Origin of the sequence: Bradyrhizobium niftali, from assembly GCF_004571025.1 — a bacterium.
GTDB classification, from domain to species: Bacteria; Pseudomonadota; Alphaproteobacteria; order Rhizobiales; family Xanthobacteraceae; genus Bradyrhizobium; species Bradyrhizobium niftali.
The window spans coordinates 344,498-366,488 of sequence record NZ_SPQT01000003.1; the positions used below are offsets into that span (position 1 = coordinate 344,498).

Annotated in this window: 19 protein-coding genes and 1 pseudogene; 10 read left to right on the forward strand and 10 right to left on the reverse strand. The window is 60.5% G+C overall.

Annotated features, from left to right (window positions below; all coding sequences use genetic code 11):
- Window positions 1-1,605, reverse strand: a complete 1,605-nt coding sequence (locus E4K65_RS10365; RefSeq protein WP_135174056.1) for a class I adenylate-forming enzyme family protein — start codon at window positions 1,603-1,605, stop codon at window positions 1-3.
- A gap of 234 nt (window positions 1,606-1,839) precedes the next feature.
- On the opposite strand from E4K65_RS10365, the gene E4K65_RS10370 reads away from it, so the two are divergent.
- A complete protein-coding gene (locus E4K65_RS10370; protein ID WP_135174057.1) occupies window positions 1,840-2,583 on the forward strand; it encodes an SDR family NAD(P)-dependent oxidoreductase in 744 nt (247 codons plus the stop codon).
- Window positions 2,534-3,262, forward strand: a complete 729-nt coding sequence (locus E4K65_RS10375; protein WP_430649026.1) for a glutathione S-transferase family protein — start codon at window positions 2,534-2,536, stop codon at window positions 3,260-3,262. The genes E4K65_RS10370 and E4K65_RS10375 overlap by 50 nt, the downstream gene beginning before the upstream one ends.
- Window positions 3,263-3,287: 25 nt before the next feature.
- Here the strand turns inward: E4K65_RS10375 and E4K65_RS10380 are convergent, their stop codons facing one another.
- Together E4K65_RS10380 and E4K65_RS10385 are read right to left on the reverse strand one after the other, a co-directional pair.
- Window positions 3,288-4,487 carry a CaiB/BaiF CoA transferase family protein gene (locus E4K65_RS10380; RefSeq protein WP_135174058.1) on the reverse strand — a complete coding sequence of 400 codons (1,200 nt, stop codon included), beginning with the start codon at window positions 4,485-4,487 and terminating at the stop codon, window positions 3,288-3,290.
- A 100-nt stretch (window positions 4,488-4,587) separates the two neighbouring features.
- Window positions 4,588-5,220 carry a 2-hydroxychromene-2-carboxylate isomerase gene (locus E4K65_RS10385; RefSeq protein ID WP_135174059.1) on the reverse strand — a complete coding sequence of 211 codons (633 nt, stop codon included), beginning with the start codon at window positions 5,218-5,220 and terminating at the stop codon, window positions 4,588-4,590.
- Window positions 5,221-5,461: 241 nt separating this feature from the next.
- On the opposite strand from E4K65_RS10385, the gene E4K65_RS10390 reads away from it, so the two are divergent.
- Window positions 5,462-5,977 (forward strand): winged helix-turn-helix transcriptional regulator, encoded by a 516-nt coding sequence (locus E4K65_RS10390; RefSeq protein WP_135174060.1) that lies wholly within the window; start codon window positions 5,462-5,464, stop codon window positions 5,975-5,977.
- Between the two features lie 170 nt (window positions 5,978-6,147).
- Here E4K65_RS10390 and E4K65_RS10395 read toward each other — a convergent pair.
- Together E4K65_RS10395 and E4K65_RS10400 are read right to left on the reverse strand one after the other, a co-directional pair.
- Window positions 6,148-6,354, reverse strand: a pseudogene (locus E4K65_RS10395) (helix-turn-helix domain-containing protein); the annotation flags it as partial.
- A gap of 203 nt (window positions 6,355-6,557) precedes the next feature.
- Complete coding sequence (locus E4K65_RS10400; protein ID WP_135174061.1) at window positions 6,558-7,460, reverse strand: LysR substrate-binding domain-containing protein; 903 nt, start codon at window positions 7,458-7,460, stop codon at window positions 6,558-6,560.
- Between the two features lie 753 nt (window positions 7,461-8,213).
- Between E4K65_RS10400 and E4K65_RS10405 the strand changes: the two genes are divergently transcribed.
- The 4 genes from E4K65_RS10405 (at window position 8,214) to E4K65_RS10420 (ending at window position 12,974) form a co-directional block, all read left to right on the forward strand.
- On the forward strand, window positions 8,214-9,773 hold the full coding sequence (locus tag E4K65_RS10405) for a sugar ABC transporter ATP-binding protein (protein WP_167770701.1): 1,560 nt from the start codon (window positions 8,214-8,216) through the stop codon (window positions 9,771-9,773).
- Window positions 9,770-10,969: a sugar ABC transporter permease gene (locus tag E4K65_RS10410; protein WP_135174063.1), complete on the forward strand. Its 1,200-nt coding sequence runs from the start codon at window positions 9,770-9,772 to the stop codon at window positions 10,967-10,969. Before E4K65_RS10405 ends, E4K65_RS10410 begins: the two co-directional genes overlap by 4 nt.
- 74 nt (window positions 10,970-11,043) lie before the next feature.
- Window positions 11,044-12,081 carry a sugar ABC transporter substrate-binding protein gene (locus tag E4K65_RS10415; protein WP_167770702.1) on the forward strand — a complete coding sequence of 346 codons (1,038 nt, stop codon included), beginning with the start codon at window positions 11,044-11,046 and terminating at the stop codon, window positions 12,079-12,081.
- A gap of 167 nt (window positions 12,082-12,248) precedes the next feature.
- Entirely contained in the window at window positions 12,249-12,974 is a 726-nt protein-coding gene (locus tag E4K65_RS10420; protein WP_135174065.1) for a cyclase family protein, read from the forward strand.
- A gap of 47 nt (window positions 12,975-13,021) precedes the next feature.
- On the opposite strand, the gene E4K65_RS10425 is transcribed toward E4K65_RS10420, so the two are convergent.
- The gene (locus tag E4K65_RS10425; RefSeq protein ID WP_135174066.1) at window positions 13,022-13,921 is read right to left on the reverse strand and encodes an AraC family transcriptional regulator; all 900 of its coding nucleotides are present in this window, start codon (window positions 13,919-13,921) and stop codon (window positions 13,022-13,024) included.
- 171 nt (window positions 13,922-14,092) lie between these two features.
- On the opposite strand from E4K65_RS10425, the gene E4K65_RS10430 reads away from it, so the two are divergent.
- The 3 genes from E4K65_RS10430 (at window position 14,093) to E4K65_RS10440 (ending at window position 17,135) form a co-directional block, all read left to right on the forward strand.
- Complete coding sequence (locus tag E4K65_RS10430) at window positions 14,093-14,767, forward strand: glutathione S-transferase family protein (RefSeq protein WP_135174127.1); 675 nt, start codon at window positions 14,093-14,095, stop codon at window positions 14,765-14,767.
- Window positions 14,768-14,834: 67 nt separating this feature from the next.
- Window positions 14,835-15,449, forward strand: a complete 615-nt coding sequence (locus E4K65_RS10435; protein ID WP_135174067.1) for a cysteine hydrolase family protein — start codon at window positions 14,835-14,837, stop codon at window positions 15,447-15,449.
- A 933-nt stretch (window positions 15,450-16,382) separates the two neighbouring features.
- Window positions 16,383-17,135, forward strand: coding sequence for an SDR family oxidoreductase (locus E4K65_RS10440; protein WP_135174068.1), 753 nt, complete (start codon window positions 16,383-16,385; stop codon window positions 17,133-17,135).
- Between the two features lie 251 nt (window positions 17,136-17,386).
- Here E4K65_RS10440 and E4K65_RS10445 read toward each other — a convergent pair whose 3' ends face one another.
- Genes E4K65_RS10445 through E4K65_RS10460 form a run of 4 tightly spaced genes read right to left on the reverse strand, consistent with a single transcriptional unit; the run spans window position 17,387 to window position 21,891 of the window.
- Window positions 17,387-18,403, reverse strand: coding sequence for a TRAP transporter substrate-binding protein (locus tag E4K65_RS10445; protein ID WP_135174069.1), 1,017 nt, complete (start codon window positions 18,401-18,403; stop codon window positions 17,387-17,389).
- Between the two features lie 44 nt (window positions 18,404-18,447).
- The gene (locus E4K65_RS10450) at window positions 18,448-19,233 is read right to left on the reverse strand and encodes an SDR family NAD(P)-dependent oxidoreductase (protein ID WP_135174070.1); all 786 of its coding nucleotides are present in this window, start codon (window positions 19,231-19,233) and stop codon (window positions 18,448-18,450) included.
- Between the two features lie 19 nt (window positions 19,234-19,252).
- The gene (locus E4K65_RS10455) at window positions 19,253-20,635 is read right to left on the reverse strand and encodes a four-carbon acid sugar kinase family protein (protein WP_135174071.1); all 1,383 of its coding nucleotides are present in this window, start codon (window positions 20,633-20,635) and stop codon (window positions 19,253-19,255) included.
- Window positions 20,632-21,891, reverse strand: coding sequence for a ribulose-bisphosphate carboxylase large subunit family protein (locus E4K65_RS10460; protein WP_135174072.1), 1,260 nt, complete (start codon window positions 21,889-21,891; stop codon window positions 20,632-20,634). Before E4K65_RS10460 ends, E4K65_RS10455 begins: the two co-directional genes overlap by 4 nt.
- Window positions 21,892-21,991: the final 100 nt, after the last annotated feature.

Consider the following 21,991-nt stretch of genomic DNA (forward strand, 5'->3'; position numbering starts at 1 on the left):
TTAGATATGTTGCCTGCGGAATTCGGGCGTCTGCACCGCAGGGGCTGCGCCACCTTCGCGCAAGCTCTCCGCGAGCTTGTGCTTGAGTATCTTGCCGGTCGATGTCGCCGGCAAGGCATCAAGGATGACAATTTCGGACGGCCGCTTGTAAGAAGTAAGCTGAGACCGGACAAAATGCATCAGGGTCTCTGGTGTCGTGCAAGATCCTGGCAGCAACTGCACAAAGGCCACGATCTCCTCATTGCCGTCCGCGGCACGACCGACCACAGCGGATTGCACGACGTCCTTGTGTGAACTGAGGACTGCTTCGACCTCCGCGGGATAGACGTTGAAACCGGAACGAATGATCATTTCCTTGGTGCGGCCGACGATGTACAGACAATCGCCGTCGAAACGTGCGAGATCGCCGGTATTGAACCAGCCCTCGCTGTCAATCACCTTCGCGGTGAGCTCGGGGGCACGATAGTACCCCAGCATCACGTTGCGCCCGCGAACATGCAGCTCGCCGACTTCACCGGATACAGTCGGAAATCCTTCGATGGTTCGCACCCGCGCTTCCACACCAGGCAGCAGCGTTCCAACAGCCTGATCCGAGCGTGGCCTATCGAAACGTACGCCTGATATTCCCGGCGAGCATTCGGTGATCCCGTAGCCGTTGAGCAACGGAAGCCCGAACTCTTTTTCCACGCGCAACTTCAGGTTCAAATCCAGCGGCGCGCCGGCGACGGCAATCAAGCGCAACGAGCCTCGGGACAGTTGTTCCACGCCTGATACGCTCTTGTACTCCAGCAGGCGCTGATAGGTGGCAGGCACGCCATTGAGGATGGTGACGCCCTCCTCCGCGACGGCCTTCGCGGTCGCGGCAGGATCGTATTTGCTGACCATCCGCACCGTGCCGCCAACCATCAGCGTCATGATCAGGAGCGAGATGCCGACGATATGCGAGATCGGCAACACAAGATGGATCTTGTCCTTCTCGTTCATCCTGCGGAAGTACGCAGTGGTCTTTGCGCTGATCAGAAGATTGTCATGCGAGAGCATCACGCCCTTGGGAGTCCCCGTCGTCCCTGACGTGTAGATCAAAACCGCGACTTGCCTTGCTGGATCGGTCTCCACGGGCTGGACTGTCGCGCTTTCGTTGAGCGGGCCAACCCCAATTTCCGCCAGCGGGCCAATTCGCCAATTCTCGGCGCCGTAGCGTGAGGCGTGAGCAGCGGCCTCCTTCGAAGTACCGGACGTGAAAAACATCCGCCGGGCGCCGCTGTGATCGCGGATCTGGTCCAGTTCGCGCGCCGACAAGCGCGGGTTGGCGACAATCGCCCAGGCGTCGAGCCGGCTTGTCGCAAGCAGCAAAGCAGCAAGCGCAATACAGTTTTCGCTGACAATGATCATCCGATCGCCGGCCCTGATCCCCAGCGATGAGAGCACGGTGGCGATCTCGCCAACGCGCTGCTCCAGTTCTCGATAGCTCCACGAAGCTCCGCCCTCGACCAGCGCAATCCGGTCGGGCGCTCTGGCAACCGGTCCTGCCGTTACTTCATGGATTCGGCTCGGCAAGCCGACAGCGATCTCGTCGACACTGATCGTCTCTGAAAGCTCCAGCACGACTGACCTCCCGACCGACCGTGCCAACTTTGCAATGCGGCACACTTGGGCTTCGGTTTATAGTTCTTTTTTAGAACTCGTCAATCGCTAAATCGTCGTCGGACTTTTTCCGGAGTCGAATGGACAATCCGTCTCTGAGCATGGTTTTACGCGGCTCATAAAACCGTCGTTTACAACGCATCATCGGACAGCTAGTCTACAGTATCAAATAAGAACTTAAAGGGAGGATCGAGGATGGCGGCGAGCCGCGGTGTAGCGATACTTGTTGGCGCAGGCGACGCCATTGGCGCGGCGATCGCCCGGCGTTTTGCCCGAGGCGGCTATACGGTTTGCATCTGCAGGCGCGATGCCTCCAAATCGCAGGGACTAGTGGCCGAGTTGAGGGCTGCGGGGCATGACGTTCACGCATTCAGCGTGGATGCGCGCCAGGAAGCTGAAGTCCAAGGCATTTTCGCGCGGGTCGAGAAAGAGCACGGGCCCGTCGAGGTTTGCCTCTACAATGCCGGCTCGAACGTCAACAAGCCTCTGCTCGACACGACGGAGAAGTTGTTCTTCAAAGCCTGGGAACTCGCCTGCTATGGTGGTTTCCTGGTTGGACGTGAGGCTGCCCGCGTGATGCTGTCGCGCGGACGCGGCACCATCTTCTTTACGGGTGCGACGGCAAGCGTGCGTGGCGGCTCGGGGTTTGCAGCATTTTCATCAGCGAAGTTCGGACTTCGAGCAGTGGCCCAGGCGATGGCGCGCGAGCTTGGACCGAAGAACATTCACGTCGTGCATCTCCTGATCGACGCTGGCGTGGACAGCGAGGCGATTCACCAACGCATGAAGGCAGCGAAGGGGATCGAAGCAAGCGATATTCCGCCGGATAGCCTGACCAAGACGTCTTCCATTGCCGAGGCCTATTGGTTCACCCACCAGCAAAGCAAAGATGGCTGGACCCACGAGCTCGATCTCCGTCCGTCCGTGGAGAAATGGTAATATGAATGCGACACCAGACCTGACCCTGTGGGGCGTTGGCACGAGTCGCACCATTCGTCCGCACTGGGCCATGCACGAACTGGGCTTAGCCTACAAGACAAGGCCCATTGGCCCGCGAACCGGCGAAACGAAGACCGCAGAATACACGAAGCTCAATCCGCGCCAGAAGATCCCGCTGCTTCAGGATGGCGACTTCCGTATCGGCGAGAGCGCAGCGATCGTTGCCTACCTGTCGCGCATGTATTCCACGCCGGAACGATCGCTGATTCCGGAAGCCCCGCGAGAGTATGCCGCATGGCTGGAATGGTGCTTCTTTATCGTCGCGGAGCTGGATTCCACCAGCCTTTACGTGATGCGTCGCCATCGGGCCGACGCGCTCGGACCGATCTACGGCATTGCACCTGAGGTCGTTGCCCAGGCCGGCGAGTATTTCCGCCAGCAGTTGCGCCATGTCGAAGTCGCGCTCGCAGACGGCCGAAAATTCCTAATGGGCGACCGGTTTACGAGCGCAGATATCCTGCTCACGACCTGCCTAGAGTGGGCCATCGCCTATGGCGTCGGCATTTGCGACAACGCTCAGCCCTATCTCGAGCGCATCCGGAAACGCGAAGCCTTTCAGCGAGCCGTTGCAGCGAATGTTCCGATGGCACCGATCACGCCGGCGCCGGCGAAGGCCTAGAATACGTCGCCAACGGGTTTCGCGGTTAGACCGCGACGCGCACGCTGCGCTCGGCGACCATCTTGTCGATGGCGCCATCGTCGTACCCCAGTTCGTGCAACACGTCGCGGGAGTGCTCGCCGACCCGGGGAGCCGGCCCGCCGATCGCGGCCTCGTTGATCGCAAAGCGCGCCGCCGGCTTCGGCTGCCGCACCCGCCCGACCTTCGGCTGGTCGAACTCCGCGATGATATCGCGCGCCACCACCTGTTCATTGTGAATGATCTCGCCCCGCCGCAGGATCGGCGAACAGGGGACGTCGGCGGCATCCAGACGCTCAAGCCATTCGGCGGTGGTGTGCCGGCTGATATACTCCGCCATTTTGCTGATGCGTGCCGTGGCGTTGACCGAGCGCGCCGATGGCGTCGCAAACCGGGGATCCTTGGCCAGCTCGGGGTCGCCGGTGGCGCGGCAAAAACCCTGCCATTCGGAATCGGAAATAGTACCAGCGGTGATGTAGCCGTCGCTGGTCTTGAACACGAGATCGGGCCGATCGTTCGGATCGGCAGCAGTGGCCTCGGCACCCACCACCGTGTATTGCATCATGCCTTCCGGCCACAAATACGAGATCATCGCGTCCAGCATGGCGACCTGGATGTGATCACCCTGCCCTGTCTTCTCGCGAGCGTAGAGGGCTGCCGCTACCGCCTGGGCGGTGAACACGGCGGTGGTCTTGTCGCATACGATGGTCCGGATCATCTGCGGACGATTCGTGACCGGCTGCGACTGGATATCGGCAAAGCCCGAGAGGCCCTGAATGATCGGATCGTAAACACGCTTCTTCACATAGGGTCCGGTGTCGCCAACACCGCTGATCGAAACATAGATCAGGCGCGGATGGTGCTGGCGCAACTCTTCGACGCCGAGACCGAGACGCTCCATGGTGCCCGGCCGGAAATTCTGCACCAGCACATCCGCCTTCGCGACCAATTTGGCCAGAACCTCACGGCCGGCCGCGCTCTTGACGTCGATGGCGAGCGAGCGCTTGCCGCGATTCGACGAAATGAACAGTGCCGAAAACTCGCCATCCTTGTCGATGGTGGCGCGGCTGCGCCGGGTAATATCACCGCCGATCGGCTCGATCTTCAGGACGTCGGCGCCCTGATCCGCCAGGAACATGGTCGCGAACGGGCCCGACACCACGCCTGTCAGATCGAGGACGCGAACGCCGTTGAGTGGACCTGGCATGACATTCTCCCTGAATTGACTTGTTATAAGGCCGACTGAGCCTTCGCCATGCAGGCGCGCGGACGTCTACCCGGCTCTGCAAAGGCTCCAGGTTCTGGCCTCAGGCCGTCTTCGAAACGGGCTGGCCGATCTGCTCGACGATCGACTCCTCCACATCGCGGAGCTGGTCCTTGCCGAAGAACATTTCCTTTCCAACGAAGAAGGTCGGCGAGCCGAATGCGCCTCGGTTGACGGCGTCGGTGGTCCGATCGATCAGCCCCTTCTTGACGTCGTCCTGCTGCGCACGCTCAAGCAACCGATCGATATCGACGCCTGAGGAGATGAACGCTGCTCGGAAGGTTTCGAGGTCATCCATCTTCTTCGGCTCCTCCCACATGTGGTGGTAGGCCGCGCGGAAATAGGGTTCGAACACGCCTTCGAACTGCGCCGCGACGGCGCCGCGCATCAACATCAGCGTGTTGACCGGAAAGAACGGATTAGGACGAAACTTCGTCACGTTATGCCGGCGAATGAAGCGCTGCGTCTCCAGCGCCTGGTATTCGGGTTTGTTCTTGATGCCATGAAGGGACTCGAACGGAGACATGTTGCCCGTCGCCTTGAAGATGCCGCCGAGCAGGATCGGGACATATTCGAATTTCACGCCGGTGCGCCGTTCGATTCCGGGAAGGGCAAGTTCCGCGAGGTAAGCGTTCGGGCTGCCGAAATCGAACAGGAATTCAACTTTCAGGGACATGTCAGCTCCTCCCGCAGAGCGCGATGGTTGTTAGGCTTGGCTTGATCTTATAGGCCGAACGCAGGCTGCCCCTCCTTCTATAGTTCTAAAATTGAACTGTCAAATCTACTTTGAATTCCGTTGGTTTGAAACGACCGGCAGGGTATTGTATCCACTTTAGTGCCTATCTAGAATGATGGGGCGGTGCCTGCCGCTCCCCCTGATTCGAGCGGAACAGGCGCCGGTCGACCGGAGAGCAGGAATGAAATGGGATGAACTTGAGGAAGAGCCATGTTCGATGGCGCGCACCATCGGTGTGATTGGTGACCGCTGGACTCTTCTGATTCTCCGCGAATGCTTCCTGCGCACGCGCCGCTTCGAGGGGTTTCAGTCAGCGCTCGGAATCACCCGCCATCTGCTCGCAGAGCGACTGAAAAAGCTGGTTCGGCTGGGCGTCCTTCGCCGCATTCCTTACCAGGAGTCGCCTAAACGCCACGAGTATATCCTGACGCAAAAGGGCCTCGATCTCTATCCGATCATGATGGCGCTCGTGCATTGGGGCGACACCCACATGGTCGACGAACGCGGACGCCCCCTGCTGCACGAGCATCGCAAGTGCGGCAAGATGTTCGACCCCGTCATGGTGTGCTCGGAATGCGGCGAACCGCTTTCGGCCAAGGAAGTTCATGTCCACCCTGGTCCAGGCGCGCGCCCGGCTCCGGAGAGAGTCTTGCTCGACAAAAAAGCAAAGCCGAAGCCCCGCAGGAAAGCGGCGTAACGGCGCCAAGCCGCGTTCCCGCGCAATGGCCGCAGGCGAGTTCATTGGCGACGCTTCTCGTGGAAAATCTTGTCCAAGTCGCAGGCAACCTCACTGGTGGCGGCAATCCGGGCTCCCTGGGGAAGGCCGCGCGTGTAGACCGCTTTTCGCGCGGATGTCTTGAAGGCACTTTACGTCATCGCTGGAATGGCGATCGCCTGCCGTATCCGGCGAGCGTCGCGCGCCGGCGGCGCGCCGAATTGCCGAACGTACTCTCGGCTAAATTGGGACGCGCTCTCATAGCCTACTGCGAACGCCACGTCGGACGCAGTATGCACGCCGGCAAGCAAAAGTTGGCGCGCCTCCTGCAACCGGAGTTGTTTTTGATATTGGAGAGGTTGGCCCATCCAACAGGTCGCTAAACTGCACAACACCTCGGTGAAAATGATCGAGTGCACTACGCGAAATACATTGCAACCGCCTTGGAAGACCTCGCCGGGGCGGCAGTCGTGTCCTTGGTGCCGCGGAGTAATGGAACGTGGTGCCGATTGGAAAACGCCCGTAAATGTTGTCTTTGTATTTTATGGTGGAAGGCGCGGACCTAACGACCGAAAAGCGACGCGCGCTTCAATCCTTCCCTCAGCTCTTGCGAAAGCCACCTCTCTAGAGTCTTGAGGTCGCTCCTCGAGGCAAGGTGCGGCGCGATCCAAAGCGAGAGCTGACGTTTTCCAGGCGCAAAGCCAAACGGGGCAATCAGCCTGCCGGATTCCAAGTCGTCTATAGCGAGCATATGTGGGACAACGGCGATCCCCAGTCCGAAAGTCGCGGCTTGGATCATCAAATAGAAATGATCAAACCTTTGATGCACTTGCGGTGCCCTCTCCTCTTCTCCCACAGCTGCGAGCCAATCAGTCCAGGCGTTTGGGCGCGTCGTAGTCGCGAGCAATCTGGCGTTCGACAAATCTTTGCGCTTCTTCAGCGAGATAGACTTGAGATAGGCCGGAGAACACACCGGACCGATCCACTCAGTGCCCAGCGGACGAATAACTGCCGATTTCGGCGGTTCGAACGTGTTGTTGCGAATAGCTACGCTGATGTTGTCCCGCGTGAAATCCACTCGGTCGTAGTTCATGTCGAGCTTGATTTCCATGTTGGGATGCTTGGCGTATAAACCGGGCATCCGCGGAATGAGCCAGCACATCGTTATCGAAGCTGAACAAGACAGCGTTAACGGACCAGGTTTCAAACGCTCAATCGTCGCCTGAATGAGGTTGAACGCCGTCGACAGGCCGTCAACGAGTTGCTCGCCCTCCCGGGTTGGCACTGATTCCCTGGTGCCGCGCTTGAGGAGCGACACACCCATGACTTCCTCGAGCGCCTTGATTTGGCGACTAACGGCACCATGCGTCACGCCCAGCTCGACCGCTGCACGGCTGATGCTGCGCTGTCTAGCCGTCGCTTCAAATGCACGGAGCGCGTTCAAAGAAGGCAAAGATGCGGACATCCGATCCTCCGACTATGTGACATCATCTCATATCAGGCCAGTCCAGCCGATTGTCTTTTTGAGCCGCGGTTTATTCGGAGGCAACCGGTTTTTTGCGCCGTGGCCGGCCCTGTCCGGAGCGACCACGGCATCAGGTTGGCGGCACCGACATCCGCAGGGGGACGAATGCAGATACGAGAAAAACTTACATGCGCTGTTCAGCCGCCTTCGAGGCGCAATAGGTAAATTTGCTGCCTGATCCGTTGAAGCGGGAATCGAGGAGACGCTGCCACCGCCGTCGCAATGTAGCGGCGTGCCTCGAGTGCGAGATTGGTTGCCCAGGCAACACGGTCCGCCGGTCGGCTTCAGGTCGTTACAAAAACTCATATACGGCTGAGAATTTGTGCAGTCCCGTCCCGGAAGCGAATGTTTAGTGTTGGTGGACTGGCTGCACGCATGTTCGAACCCACAGCACGTTAGATGCGCATCACACAAAGTGGGGGCTGCGGCGAAGTCAGCGACACCAAGAGCCGACACTGGCTCGGATAAGCAACAGGAAGTTAGGGACGAAACCGATCGCCGTCAGCTCGCGCTCAGGCTCATGGTAGCTGAGCGGCTGTTTCAAGAAGTATCTCAGCATCGCAACTCCGACTGAAATCGTTCAGTAGCCGGCCTTATTGAACATGAGCCTTTACCTGGAAAAATCACGATCCCGTTCTCACTGGCGCTCGCTCGTCGCGCCCCATGTGCGCAAGGAAACGAGAAGCCGTGGCCATGAGTGCTGACATCGCCAGTTCATGCGCAGCCAAACTTAGCGCCGCTAAGGTTGTCGGCATCGACAAAACGTTTGGCGGCGCGCACGCGCTGCGCGGCGTGTCGATCACATTCGAGAAGGGCGACGTGCATGCCATTGCCGGCGAGAACGGCGCCGGCAAGTCGACGTTAGTGAAGATCCTGGCAGGCGTCATCAGCGATTACGCCGGCGCAATCGAAATAGACGGTGTTGGCCACCGCTTCGACAGCATCCGCGATGCCGAGCGACACGGAGTGTTCCTGGTTCCGCAGGAACTCAGCGTCGTGCCGGAGTTGCGGGTTGGCGAATATCTGTTTCTCAACCGCGAGCCCCAGCGCTGGGGGATGGTAGACACGAGGAAGCTTTGGACCGATGCCGCGCGTTGGCTCGACGTCTTCAAGCTCGATGCCTCGCCGCTGGAGCAGATGGGCAATCTAAGCACGCACCAGCAGCAGTTGGTCAGTATTGCCCGTGCGATGACGCAAGGCGTGAAGCTGCTCATCCTCGACGAGCCAACGTCGAGCCTCACAGAGCGCGAAACCGAGCTCATGTTCGCCCGGATCGCGGACCTGCACCGGCATGGTGTCACCACCATCTACATATCCCATCGACTGCGCGAGTTGGAGCGCGTCGCCAATGTCGTGTCGGTGATGCGGGACGGCAGAGTCGTCGACCATTTTAGGCTTCAGGGCCAAAGCGACACGCCCCGTCGGATTGTTCAAGCCATGGTGGGGCGGGACATCATCGAGATGTATCCAAAGGCGTCTGCTAAGGTCGGCGAACCGATCCTCTCGGTCCGCGACTGGACCGTAGAAAGCACGGGAGCCGGCCGGGTCCATGCTATCAAAAACATCCACCTGGATGTCCGATCAGGAGAGATCTTAGGAGTTTTTGGCCTGCTCGGCTCCGGGGCCTTCGATTTGGCCCGGTCGCTGTTTGGCGCTCATGCGGGACGCGTGAGCGGTTCGATGCAGATCCGCGGGCAGGTCATCTCGGTTATGACGCCGCGCGACGCGATCCACAACGGCATCGCCTATGTTCCGGCCGAACGAAAGCGCGACGGCCTGATCGAAGCTCATTCGATCGAAAGCAACATGACGCTTGCTGCGCTCAACCGCTTCAATCGCTACGGCATCCTCAACCGGTACGCCGAACTCCAGCGTGTACAGCAATATGTCGCGAGCCTGAAGGTAAAGTGCGGCTCGGTTGAGCAGCCCATGTCGCAGCTCTCTGGCGGCAACCAGCAGAAGGTCGTGGCCGCGAAATGGCTTCTTTCCGAGGCGGAGATCTTTATTCTGGAGGAACCGACCCGCGGTGTCGACGTGAACGCACGCATCGATTTGTACGCACTCGTCAACGAATTCGCCACGGCCGGCAAAGCAGTCATCATCGTATCTACCGATCTGCCGGAAGTTATCGGCATGTCCGACCGCGTGCTGGTCATGTGCGAGGGGCGCCTCGTGCGCGAATGGATGCACGGCGAGGCGAGCGAAGAAGACGTGATGATTAGCGCGGCAGAAGAATACAGTGAGGGAGCATGACCTCAACAAAAACAGTGACAGACCGGGGCGCACTCGCCAAGGGCTTCCAGCTTCGCGAGCTGCCGGCTGCGATGTCGCAAGATAGGCTTCGGCTGCTGCCGCTGATCATCGTCCTCCTGATCGTCTGGATGGTGCTGCAGTATCTCACAGGCGGTCTGTTCCTCAGCGCCCGCAACTTAACCAATCTCAGCGGTCAGGTCGCCATCACTGCCGTGCTGACGGCAGGCGCCGTGCTGGTGATGATCCCAGGCTACATCGACCTGTCGCTTGGTGCGACCGTCGCTGCCGCAGCCGTGGTAGCAGCCATCGCAGGCACGAACTATGAGCTTTCGCTCTGGCCAACCATCGTAATCACGCTGGCTTTCGGGCTGTTGATCGGTCTCTGGCACGCCTTTTGGGTGGCCTGGATGAAGGTGCCATCGTTCATCGTAACGCTGGGCAGCTTGCTCGCCATTCGCGGTTTGTCGCTGGTTATCACCAATGCCGAAACGATCTCGCCCAATCCCGACATCCTGGTGATCTCGGACGCTTCTCTGTCACCGATGCTAAGCATCGTCGTGCTGTTCGCTTTCTGGCTCGCTTTCGCCCTTTTGCAGGTACGAGAATGGCGCGCCCGGCAGGCGGCCGGGATTCGCTCGTCGTTCGGTGCCGTCGTCGGCCTGCCCGCCGCTTCTGTCGGCATATTCACGCTGGGCGTCATGATCATGGCGGCCAGCTATCGTGGCTTGCCCCTGCCCGTTGTCCTCGTTCTGGCGGTAGTGGCTTTGGCCGGGTGGTTCCTGCGCTTCACTGCCTTTGGCCGTCGGCTCTATGCCATCGGCGGCAATCGTCAGGCTGCGCTGCTTGCCGGCATCAACATCCGAATGCAGGCCTCCTTGGTCTTCGCCTTCATGGGGCTCCTCTACGGCCTGGCGGGCCTGGTCCTCGTGGCACGTCTCGACAGCGCTCCTCCGGGCGCCATGCAGGGCCTCGAGCTCAACGTGATCGCCGCTGCCGTCATCGGCGGAACTAGCCTCATGGGCGGCCGCGGAACTGTCGCAGGAGCCGTGATCGGCGCGATCTTGATGGAGAGCCTTTCCAACGGCATGAGCCTCATGAACCTGCCATCTGCCTATCAATCCATCACAGTCGGTCTTGTGCTGCTTTTTGCCGTCTACGCCGACCTGCGTAGCCGCGGCGGGAGGTTCGGAGACTGATCGAACCCGGAGCAATGCGGCGAAAACCACGTGACCATCGCCAACCTGATGCGGCCAACCCAAGGGAGAGAGACATGACGAAGGAAATCTATAGGAATGGCCTCGACCGTCGGCAGACGCTCGGCATCGCCGGGTCTGCACTGCTCGCTGCCGTTGTTGGTCTGAAGGCTGCTCAAGCACAAGGCAAAAGGCTCAAGGTTGGATTGATCATGCCAAATTACGACCAGCTTCGCTGGAAGAATGCTGATCAGGCGTTTTTTGAAAAGCAAGCCGCCGCACTCGGTGTGGACGTGTTTGCTCAAGCCTCCAATGCGTCGGAGTCGCTTCAGGCGAGCCAGGTTGAGAACATGTTGACGCAGGGCATCGATGTCCTCGTTCTGACTCCGGTAAACGCCAATGCGGCCAACGCATTGATCCGGAGAGCCAAGCAGGCGAATGTGCCGGTCATCAACTACAACTTTCTGATCAACAAAGGCGACGTCGTCTGCTTCCTCGGCCGTGATGCCGTGGAGATGGGCGAGAAGATCGCGAAGGCTGCGGTTGAGAAACATCCAAAAGGCAAGTACGTGATCGCCGCCGGCGAGGAGGCCACGAGCGTTGCCAAGGAAACCCGCCAAGGCTTCCTCAACGTTCTTAAACCCTACGTAGAGAAGGGCGACATCAAGCTGGTGTCAGATCAGTTCAACAAGAACTGGTCGACCGATAGCGCGCGTGCGCAGGTCGAAAACGCTCTCACCAAGAATAACAATGATGTCGTCGCGGTTCTGTGCGGCAACGATGGCATTGCCTATGGCGCGATTCAAGCCTTGCAGGCGCAGGGACTGGGAGGAAAGGTATTTGTGACCGGCGTTGATGCCGAGCCCCGCGCCCAGGAGCTCATCAAGCAGGGTCTGATGGGACTATCCAACTTCACGGCCTTCGACCAAATGGGAGTCGAGGCGGCCAAAGCGGCTTACGCTGTCGGAAACAGCAAGCCCATCGAGGCGAACGCTACCGTGGATAACGGGCTCAAAGTCGTGCCCTGGATCAAGATCCTGAATTTCAATGTGACCAAGGAAAACCTGGACCAGGCTACAAAGGACTTCCCCTGGTGGTTCAACGCTAAGGCCTGATCAGCGTCAGCGGCCTGTCGGGCGCTTTGCTACGACCAGTTAAAGCTCGTGTACGGGTGGCCGGCCTTCCGGTGGGCCACTCTTCCTTCCACGCAGAACTAAACACGGAGGAAGCTGTGGCTTCTCATCCCAAGACGGGGGCAGCAACTCGTCTCCAGGACAGTATCGTGATCCAGCTAAGCGCCATGCTCAGGAGCATGCGAGTGGTAGACCTTTCGCCAACCCTGGAGCGAGGCATTCCCAATTGGCCAATGCATCCGCCACTCGTAATCGATAAGGCGCGGCTACGGAGACGCGACGGGTACTACTCCCAGCTTCTGATGATCTCGGAGCATACCGGTACTCATGTGGATGCGCCGGTCCATTTCCATGACGACTTAATGCACATGTCGATCGATACATTTCCACCCGATATCCTGATCGCACCTGCGGTACTGTACGATTTTTCCAGCAAGCACATGCAGCCGGGCGATCTAGTGACCTTGGATATGCTGAAAGCCTATGAGGACGAAAAAGGAGTTCAGATCGGCGAAGGTGAGATTCCGCTGATAAATTTTGGCTGGATGCAGCGCTTCTGGCGAACCGACGACGAAAGTACCTGGTTCGTAAAAAATGCTCCAGGAATTCGCGAAGATGCCATCATCTACTTCAAGGAGCGCGGCATTCGCGCGATCGGTTGCGATACCGTGGCCTGCGACATGGCCGTCCTCGACGGTGTCGGGCAGGAAACCACCGGACATACCACCCACTGGTTGCCCAACGGAATCCTGATCATCGAGATGTTGACCAATCTGCATAAGCTCTCATTGCGCAGCCTATTCGTCGCCACCCCGCTCAAAATCAAGGAAGGATCTGGCTCGCCCATCCGCCCACTTGCCTTTTGCGAGGATTGAGCCAGCCATGGCGCGAAGGTGGGGGCAAAAGGCTTGCGTCGTGACAATCAGTGCATTGCCGGACTCCCGACCGCCTGCCTAAGCTGACGCACGTCGCGGACGGGCGGTGCGCCGAACTGCCGAAGATATTCTCGACTGAATTGCGAGGCGCTTTCGTAACCGACGGCGAAGGCCACGTCGGATGCACTACGGTCGCCAGCGAGCAGCAGTTGTCGCGCCTCCTGCAAGCGGATTTGCTTCTGATACTGGATCGGGCTGAGCCCGGTGAGCGCGACGAAGTGGCGATGCAGGCTGGCACGGCTCATGCCGCTTGCTTCGCACAAGGCCTCGATCCGCAGCCGCGTGTTGTGGTTTTCGCGGATCCATTCGACCGCACGCCGGATCCGGCCAAGCGCTCCCTCGGGCCGGGCGATATGGCGCAACAGGCGCCCCTGAGGTCCCTGCAAGAGACGATAGAGCAACTCGCGTTCAGCCATTGGGGCCAGGACTGGGACGTCGCTCGGCGTGTCGAGCAACGCCAGCAGGCGGAGCAACGTGTCGCGAAGCGGGGGCGTCATTGGGTTGATCGCGATACCGCTGCCCGGCGCATCGGCGTCGCGTATCAGCGGCATGGTGGACGCAATCTGCGCAAGCAGTGCAGGATCGAGGACGAGTGAGACTGCGACATACGGCCGGCCGTGGCCTGCATCATGGATCTGGCCGCTCAGCGGCAAGTCCAGAGCGCTGACGAGATATTGCTCAGCATCGTAGCGGAGCAGATTGTCGTGGATCGTCACGTCCTTCGAGCCTTGCAGGATGAAGCAGATCATCGAGCGGTAGAGGCAGGGCGACGTGCCGGAGGTCGTCTGACCGACGCCGATCTCAAGGCGGGGGATCGGCGTCACGGTCATCCCCGATCGCGCGTGACGCAGGGCGAGGTCGAGATGTGGCTGAAGATGATCGGTCATGCCCCCTATATGGCATCGTTTGTTCTCCAAGGCAAAGCTCTTGAGACAATTGGGCAACAAGTTGAGAGTATCGGGCGAGCGTACGACGCATGCGGGATCTATCTGGCTGGTATCGGACTGGCACCGCAGCGGCGGCGCCTCCGGCTGGATCATCTCGACGAAGGGCCGCCCATGACCGACACTAGCCTCACCCTCATCAGCCACCCGCTCTGCCCGTTCGTCCAACGCGCCGCGATCACCCTTCTGGAAAAGGGGGTCCCGTTCGAACGGATCAACGTCGATCTGTCAGCCAAGCCTGACTGGTTCCTGGCGCTGTCGCCGACCGGCAAGGTGCCGGTGCTCAAGTTGCGCCAGCCCGACGGAGAGGATGCGGTCCTCTTCGAGAGCATGGTGATCTGCGAATATCTGAACGAAACGCAGGACGGTGCCTCGATGTACCCACAGGATCCGCTCGCCCGCGCCCGGCACCGCGCATGGATCGAGTTCGCGACCCAGACCCTGACAGACGGCTGGCAGTTCCTCCACGCCGTCGACGCTCCGACCGCCGACGCCCGGCGCACCGCGTTCCGCGACAAGCTGCATAAGTTGGAGGCGGAGCTGGGCGTAGGGCCGTATTTCGCCGGTACCGATTTCGGCATGGTCGATGCGGTCTATGCCCCGCTCTTCCGCTATTTCGGGATCATCAATCCGGCGGTGTCGCAGGCGGTCTTCGAGGGCCTGCCGCGCGTCTCAGCGTGGCGCGCAGCCCTGGCGGCGCGGCCGAGCGTCCAAGACGCCGTGGTGCCCGACTATGCCGACCGCTTCCGCAACCATCTGCGCCAGAACGGGGCGCTCGCCGCCGCCTGACGCCTGTCGCCTGTCGCCGGGTGCGGGACCGCGCCTAGCTATTCTTTTCCGACAGAGGACAAAACCTATGACCGACATCGCAACCGGCAGGACCGAGAAGAGCGCCCTGATCCTTATCGAATATGTGAACGACTGGCTGGCCCCCACCGGCGGCATCAACGGCCAGTTCCAGGACCGAGAGCAGTTCGACACCGCCGTCGCCAATTCCAGGACAGTCCTCGCAGAAGCCCGCCACCGCGACGACATGGACGTAATCCACGTCTCTCTTCGGTTCGAGCCGACGTTCAAGGTGCTGGGCGAGGGCAAGTACAGCCTGCGCAAGCTGATACCCGTCTACGGCTCGTTTCTCGGCGAGCAGGCCGATTTCTTTCCCGGTTTCGAACCGCAGGACGGCGAATTTGTCGTAGGCGAGCGTCCCGGCGGCAGCAGCGCCTTCGCCGGGACGACGCTCGACAGCTACCTGCGCAACAACCGCATTTTCGACATCTACGTGATGGGCTTCGCGCTCAGGCAGTGCGTGGAGTCGACGGTGCGCAACGCGCATGACCTCGGCTACCACACCAACGTCATTTACGACGCGTCGGCGGCTTTCACCAGCGACCATGAGACCGCGTTCCTGAGCGACATCGCGCCGTTCTACGCCAACGCGATCACCACGCAGGATTTCCTGACGCACGCGTGACGCCCCTCATGCCCGGCACCACGACGGCAGTGCCGGCGATCGCGAGAGCGGGAGCTGGTTGACCGACGAGATCGCGCGCTAGCTCCGGACGGGGCATGCGCCCGGTCGCGGCGCGCCAGCGGATCGATGGCGGAGGTCGTGAGCCTGCCGCTGAGTAAGCTGACGCCGGGGATCTGTGCGCGATCGCGGTTTACCGCCGTTCGGTGCCGCCAAGGTTCTCCGACGCCGGCGCCAGGATCGACCCCACGCGGCCCGCACTCGCCGCCTCGACGCTCTACAGCCCGCCACCGGCCGAGGCACGAGGCGGGATCTAGGGGCCTGCGGCTCTACGAGGGCGCCTGTGCGAGCAGCCACGGCTGGAACGGCGAGGTTATCCAGACCACATCCCTCCGCAGCGCGCGGACGGTCAACTACCCGGAGGCCACCAACCTCATCCAGGTGATCCTGCGCGGCTCGAGGATCCAGGCGTTCGAAGGGCAGCTGGCGATGCCGGCATTCGGCGCGTCCTAAACCGATACCGGGGTGGCGCGATCCCAACCGCGTGTTCGCGCACTTCGGCAACAAGCGGCCGAGCGTCACGCCGGCCAAGATCGCGAAAGCGCGCAATGCCAGTCCGTGGCGTCACTCACCGCGTTGCAGTCACATCTCTGAAGTGGCACTGACGGCCTCACTATCGCGCCCGCCGTCTACCCGACATCAGCGAACCGACCGACATGACGCAGCGTGGACGAACGCGTCGCGTCTTGGCCACTCACGAGCAGCGCCTGCCCCGTCGTCGACCGGAAAGATGAGACGATCGGGCAAGAAGTTGAGCGTATCCGGCGTGCTGACAGTCTGCGCGGCGCCTATTTACCGGATACCCGACGGGCTTGGCCGCGACCATGGCCGGCCCTGTGGGTCGTAGCAAAGATATCAATCACAAGGACGATATACATGACGCGGCTCAATAGAAAGCGCACCCTCATCACGGGCGGCACAACGGGGATCGGCCTCGAAGCCGCCAAACAATTCCTGAACGAGGGCGCGCGCGTCATCGTGACGGGCAACAACCCTGATACAATCGCGCAGGCCAAGTCGGTCCTCGGCTCCGAGGTTCCCGTCATCAAGGCCGACAGCGCGAGCGTCCAAGAGCAGCAGGCGCTTGCCGCCGCGGTGAAGGAGCGTTACGGCCAGTTGGACGTCGCCTTCCTCAACGCCGGCATCTCGATCTGGCAGCCGATCGAATCGTGGACTCCGGAGGTATTCGATCGGATCTTCGCGATCAATGTGAAGGGGCCGTACTTCCTGATTCAGGCGCTGCTGCCCGTCTTCGCCAATCCGGCGTCGGTCGTACTCAACACCTCGATCAGCGCGCATGTCGGCGCTGCCACCTCGTCGGTCTATGGGGCGACTAAGGCGGCCTTCCTCAACCTGTCGAAGACGCTGTCCGCCGAACTCCTGCAGCGCGGTATCCGGTTCAACGCGGTCAGCCCGGGCCCGATCGACACGCCCCTCTACGATAAGCTCGGCGTTCCCGATGCTTATCGCGAGCAGATCAACAAGGACATCATCGCAGGGATCCCGGCCGGTCGTTTCGGCAGCGCGGCGGAAGTCGCCAAGGCGGTTGTCTATCTCGCGTCCGACGACTCGGCATGGACGGTCGGCAGCGAGATCGTGGTCGACGGCGGGCGCATGCTGAACATGTGAACGAGCCGGTTGCACCTGCAACCGGCCAAGCCCGGCACCGGCGGGACAGCAACGATCCTGCCGACCCCGGTGCCGGGAGCTTTCCAAATTGCCGTAAGTCTTCGCCCTACGAAGCTATCTTAAACTTTGCGATACGCGATAATTGCGGCCGAACACGGGGACTTTCGCCAGTCTCTCAGGTTAATGGCGTGCCGCAATCAACCAACTCTGATCCTCTAAGATAGATCGGATTTGGCCTGTTCGAGCAAGACTCATTCGAGCTTGCCCGTCGATTCTTCAAGAAGAGCCCAAGCCTCTTCGCCAAAGTTCCTCCGCCACTTTTTATAGTAGCCGAACTTTGTCAAGGTTTCGCGGAATGGCGCAGGGTCAACGTCGTTGAAGACGAGGCCTTTGGCCGCGAGATCACCCCTGAGCGCCACGTTCTGCTTCGCGATCTCCTCGCGTTCGGCCATAGCATTTCTATTGACCATAGTCGCGACCTTGTCCCGGATATCCGCCGGAACGCTCTGCCAAGCACGACGATTGATCAGCCACCACCAGCCGTCCCACATATGATTCGTGAGCGAACAATATTTCTGAACTTCGTACAATTTGGCGGCGGCGATGATGGCTGGTGGATTTTCCTGTCCGTCCACGACCTTCGTCTGAAGCGCTGAGTACACCTCGGCGAAATTGATCCCAGTCGGCGACGCGCCGAGCGCTTCGAAAAGCGAGGTCCACAGCGCGCTCACGGGCACTCGCATCTTGAGTCCGTGCAGATCCGCCGGCGTAACAATCGGCCGGACGCTGTTCGTGACTTGACGGAAGCCGTTGTCCCAAATCTTCTCCATTACGTCCAGGCCAGATTTGTTGATCTGGCCGCGCAGATGCTCACCAAGCTTGCCGTCGAGTGCGTTCCACAGGGTCGGATAGTCTTTCCAGGCAAATCCAACGCCGTAAATGGCCGAGGACGGAATGAGCATCGATAAGATATTCACACCGGAGAGCGCGAAAAACTCCAGAGCACCGGAACGCAATTGCGAAAACATATCCGTATCGCCGCCGAGCTGATTGCTCGCGAAGACTTGCAATTCGAACCGGCCATCCGTCGCTTGCTTGATCTCGTCGGCTGCTTTACGCGCATACACATTCAGCGGGTGCGTATCCGGCACATTGGTGCCGAGCTTGAACGTGAATTCGGCGGCCCTTGCGTATCGAAGCGGCACGGCTGCGGCGATCGTGGCCGATGCTCCGAGAATAGCGAAGCTTCGGCGGGAAATCGATTGCATAACTTTCCTCCCATCAATTGTGTTTTCTGAACAAGCCGCTCTGATCAACTGTGTGGAACCCCTTTACCGGGACCGAACATCAGGCCGGCGGATTGAAATCCGCCATCGACATTCAATGTATGGCCATGCACGTATCGCGCCTCGTCCGAACAGAGAAAAACGGCGGCATCGGCGATTTCTTCCGGCGTGCCATACCTTGTCATCGGGATGAGATAATTGTACGCCGCGCGTGTCGCCTGATCGTGCGCGAACTTGGCCATTTCGGTTTCGATTGCGCCCGGCGCTATTGCATTGACGTTGATGTTGTACGGCGCCAATTCGACGGCCATTACCTTTGTCAGAAGCTCAAGACCGGCCTTCGCCGAGCCATAGGCCGTGCGGCCATTGCCTCCTCGTTGTCCCGAGAGCGAGGCGATGTTCACGATCTTTCCACCGCCACCTTTCACCATCTGACGTGCAGCCGCCTGCGCCACAAGGAATGCCCCAGTGAGATTGATGGAAATTATGCGATTCCAATCCTCGAGCTTGGTGTCGAGAAACGGCGTATTGCCGCCGACACCGGCGTTATTCATGAGGATGTCCACTCGACCGAAAGTCTTAAGGGTCTCCTCCATCATCGCGTTCACCGACGCCTGATCGGCGACGTCGACTCCCACGCCGAGAGAACGCGCGTCTCCCGAGGTGATCGATTGCGCAGCGGCTTTCGCGCCCTCCACGTTCACGTCAGCGATGACGACTGCCGCACCCTCACGGGCGTAGGCTTGCGCGACGCACAGTCCAATGCCTCGGGCGCCGCCGGTGACGATGGCGACCTTATCTTTGAGCCTCATGTATTCCCTCCCTGTTCGACTAAGAATTGCCCTTGTATGCACCGCCAGACTTCGCTCTCACGAAGAAGTCGGCCGCTCCGACCTGCCCACCCTTGAGCGCGATCTCGAGACCATCGCGATCGGCGCGTCGTGCATGCGCCTTGCAAAGCGGTGCGCCTGGCGCCAACGGCGCGATCGCCGTAAGCGCATCGATGCCCAGGAGCGAGGCCGCCCGTCCCGACGTGTCCCCCCCGGAAATGATTACGCGTGACAGGCGTACGTCGAGAAGCAGGCGGTCGAGAATCGTTCCGAGCCCTTCGCCGACACGCTCATTCATCTTCTCGATTGATGCGCCCGCCGTTTGAACGGCGGATCTAAACCCGGCAACGGCCGGATCGTCCGGCCCAGCAGCGCTATGGATCAGGACATCACGCCCCGTGCTTAGATGGTGGATTGCCGCCGACGTGGTGCGTTCAATTTCACCTAACCAGGCCCTCTCATCGACCGCACATGCGGTATCTATCGGAATGGTCGCAAAACCAGCGGCGCGCGCACACTCGATCTGCGTGGCAGTAACCGGGGAGACTGATCCGGAAACGCACGCGATGCGGTCCACCGGTTTGGCGGCAGGGACGGTGGGAGTCGATGGAATAAGATTGGCATGCCGCCAATAGGCCGCCAGAGCTGCCTCGACGCCCTGAGACCCGACACAGAATCGGTGCGGCATTCCGTGCTCCCACACCAGGCGTCCGGCGGCAATCAGAGTCTCGTCGTCAAACACGTCAAGGGAGACGATTTCCGCCCCTGCCTGTATTTCCGCCGCCAATCGTGCGTCGGCGTGGCCTCGCTTCATCGCAACGAAATCCACCAAACCGACCGTCCTGCTAGTTTGTTTGGCAAGGTGGCGAGCTAGGTCGGCCTCATTCATGGGGGTGACCGGATGCCGCGACATGACGGGATGACGGTCCAACCGATAGATCGCCCCATGCGCGGCGGCGAACAGATTGCCAAGCGTTTGATAGCGCCCCATGTTCGGATCGGCGACAATCATCGGTGTCCAACCAGAGAAGCGCGCTTTCGCGATATCGATCGCGCGGCCGATGGAGCCGATCTCTGGCGACGAGTCGAAAGTCGAGCAAACCTTGTAATGGATGATGGGTGCGCCTGTCGCGGCCAGCAACTCGAAGATCTGCGGCAAGGTTTCGTCCATCCAATGCGGGGACTGAGCCCGCGCGATCCCCGCCACGCCAATAACGCGGTAACCGGTGAAAGCGGCGAGACGCTCCGGCGTCGGCGGCGTCAAGAACAGAACGGTCTCAATGCCGGCGAACGCTGCCGCCTCCATCGACGCCGACGAGCCCGTGAAGTCGTCACCGTAATATGCGATGAGCGGACCTGAAGGCAGTGGGCGGGGCGACGTCACGCAGCCATCTCCAGAGCGTGGCGCAAATTTGGGCGGGTACGTGCGAAATCGTCGAGCGGGACGCCCGCCACAGCGGCTTGCCACGCTTGCTGCATAGCCTCGACTCCCGCGGCGGCACCCTTGGGATGAGCCAGTATGCCGCCTCCTGCGGTCACGATGAGGTCGGTCGAGCCGAGCCCTTGATAGGTCGCTGGCGCGGATCGCGGCGCTTGCGCGGAAGAGAAGACTGGCATGACCACGCACGGCTTCTCGGTAAACATCGGTGCGAGGCAAGCCCGGGCCGAAGCGAGGCAGCTTGAGTCTTCCTCCGCGAATTTGTTGCCAATACCGTTGACGTGCATGTGATCCGCGCCGGCAAGTCGCCAAATCTTTTGCCAGGCGGTGTAGGACCATCCGAGCATCGGATGACGCGAGAGATAGCCCCAGCCATTCCGGTGCGCGTGAATAGGCAGTTGGCCGAAGCGCGCCAGTTCGATCATCCCGACGAGACCAACGGAGTTGAGGCTTGCCATCATGCAAGTCGCGCCATGCTTCAAAAGCGTGTCATGGCGCCGGCGCATCTGGTCGAGATCCCCGGTCAAGTTGAAAGCGAACATGACCTTCTTTCCGCTGCGCTGAGCATGGGTATCAATCACGCGCATGACCTTCTCGACGCGCAGGTGGAACGGGCACGCTGGTCCGTCGGACTGCAGTTCGTCATCCTTGATGAAGTCGATACCGGCAGAGCAGAGCTCGTTGACGAGGGAGGCCGTCTCGTCCGGCCCAAGTCCTACGCTCGGCTTGATGATCGTGCCGATGATCGGTCGCGCTTCCACGCCGGCAAGGCGGCGGGTACCCTGCACGCCGAACTGCGGCCCGGGATAAGCAGCGGCGAATGCATCCGGCAAGCGGATGTCTAGAAGACGAAGGCCCGTTACAGAGCCGAGTTCGAAAAGATTGCCGGCAATGGTAGCCAGCAGGTTCGGAAGCGACGGGCCAAGCGTGTCTAAAGGCCAGGACAGGGTGATAAAGGCGCGCTTGAACCGCGCTTCCGACTCGACCTTGACTCGGGTCGGCAGCGACGGCCCTTCCACAGCGTGGTCGAGGATTTCCAGCCGCGTGACCTGCGCTGCCACCCTCTCCTTGAGCTCCGGCGTTTCGCCCGGGATCGCGACGAATGTACCACTCGATTGCTCGCCCGCCATGAATTCGGCGACGCGCTGGACCTCCCCGTGCGTTTCCAGGAGGTAGTCAACTTCGATGCGGGTGCTGACCATGTCTTATGAAACTCCAGCGGATCGTCGCGTCGCACGGCAGATCTCCGCGAGCCGTGAACGAGGGCGAGGCGAGATCGGCCAATTCAACGTGAGACGCCTA

Coding starts and splice junctions, on each gene's coding strand:
- E4K65_RS10370 (WP_135174057.1), top strand. CDS start 1,840: ATGGCGGCGAGCCGCGGTGTAGCGATACTTGTTGGCGCAGGCGACGCC.
- E4K65_RS10375 (WP_430649026.1), top strand. CDS start 2,534: ATGGCTGGACCCACGAGCTCGATCTCCGTCCGTCCGTGGAGAAATGGT.
- E4K65_RS10380 (WP_135174058.1), bottom strand. CDS start 4,487: ATGCCAGGTCCACTCAACGGCGTTCGCGTCCTCGATCTGACAGGCGTG.
- E4K65_RS10385 (WP_135174059.1), bottom strand. CDS start 5,220: ATGTCCCTGAAAGTTGAATTCCTGTTCGATTTCGGCAGCCCGAACGCT.
- E4K65_RS10390 (WP_135174060.1), top strand. CDS start 5,462: ATGAAATGGGATGAACTTGAGGAAGAGCCATGTTCGATGGCGCGCACC.
- E4K65_RS10400 (WP_135174061.1), bottom strand. CDS start 7,460: ATGTCCGCATCTTTGCCTTCTTTGAACGCGCTCCGTGCATTTGAAGCG.
- E4K65_RS10405 (WP_167770701.1), top strand. CDS start 8,214: ATGAGTGCTGACATCGCCAGTTCATGCGCAGCCAAACTTAGCGCCGCT.
- E4K65_RS10410 (WP_135174063.1), top strand. CDS start 9,770: ATGACCTCAACAAAAACAGTGACAGACCGGGGCGCACTCGCCAAGGGC.
- E4K65_RS10415 (WP_167770702.1), top strand. CDS start 11,044: ATGACGAAGGAAATCTATAGGAATGGCCTCGACCGTCGGCAGACGCTC.
- E4K65_RS10425 (WP_135174066.1), bottom strand. CDS start 13,921: ATGACCGATCATCTTCAGCCACATCTCGACCTCGCCCTGCGTCACGCG.
- E4K65_RS10430 (WP_135174127.1), top strand. CDS start 14,093: ATGACCGACACTAGCCTCACCCTCATCAGCCACCCGCTCTGCCCGTTC.
- E4K65_RS10435 (WP_135174067.1), top strand. CDS start 14,835: ATGACCGACATCGCAACCGGCAGGACCGAGAAGAGCGCCCTGATCCTT.
- E4K65_RS10440 (WP_135174068.1), top strand. CDS start 16,383: ATGACGCGGCTCAATAGAAAGCGCACCCTCATCACGGGCGGCACAACG.
- E4K65_RS10445 (WP_135174069.1), bottom strand. CDS start 18,403: ATGCAATCGATTTCCCGCCGAAGCTTCGCTATTCTCGGAGCATCGGCC.
- E4K65_RS10450 (WP_135174070.1), bottom strand. CDS start 19,233: ATGAGGCTCAAAGATAAGGTCGCCATCGTCACCGGCGGCGCCCGAGGC.
- E4K65_RS10460 (WP_135174072.1), bottom strand. CDS start 21,891: ATGGTCAGCACCCGCATCGAAGTTGACTACCTCCTGGAAACGCACGGG.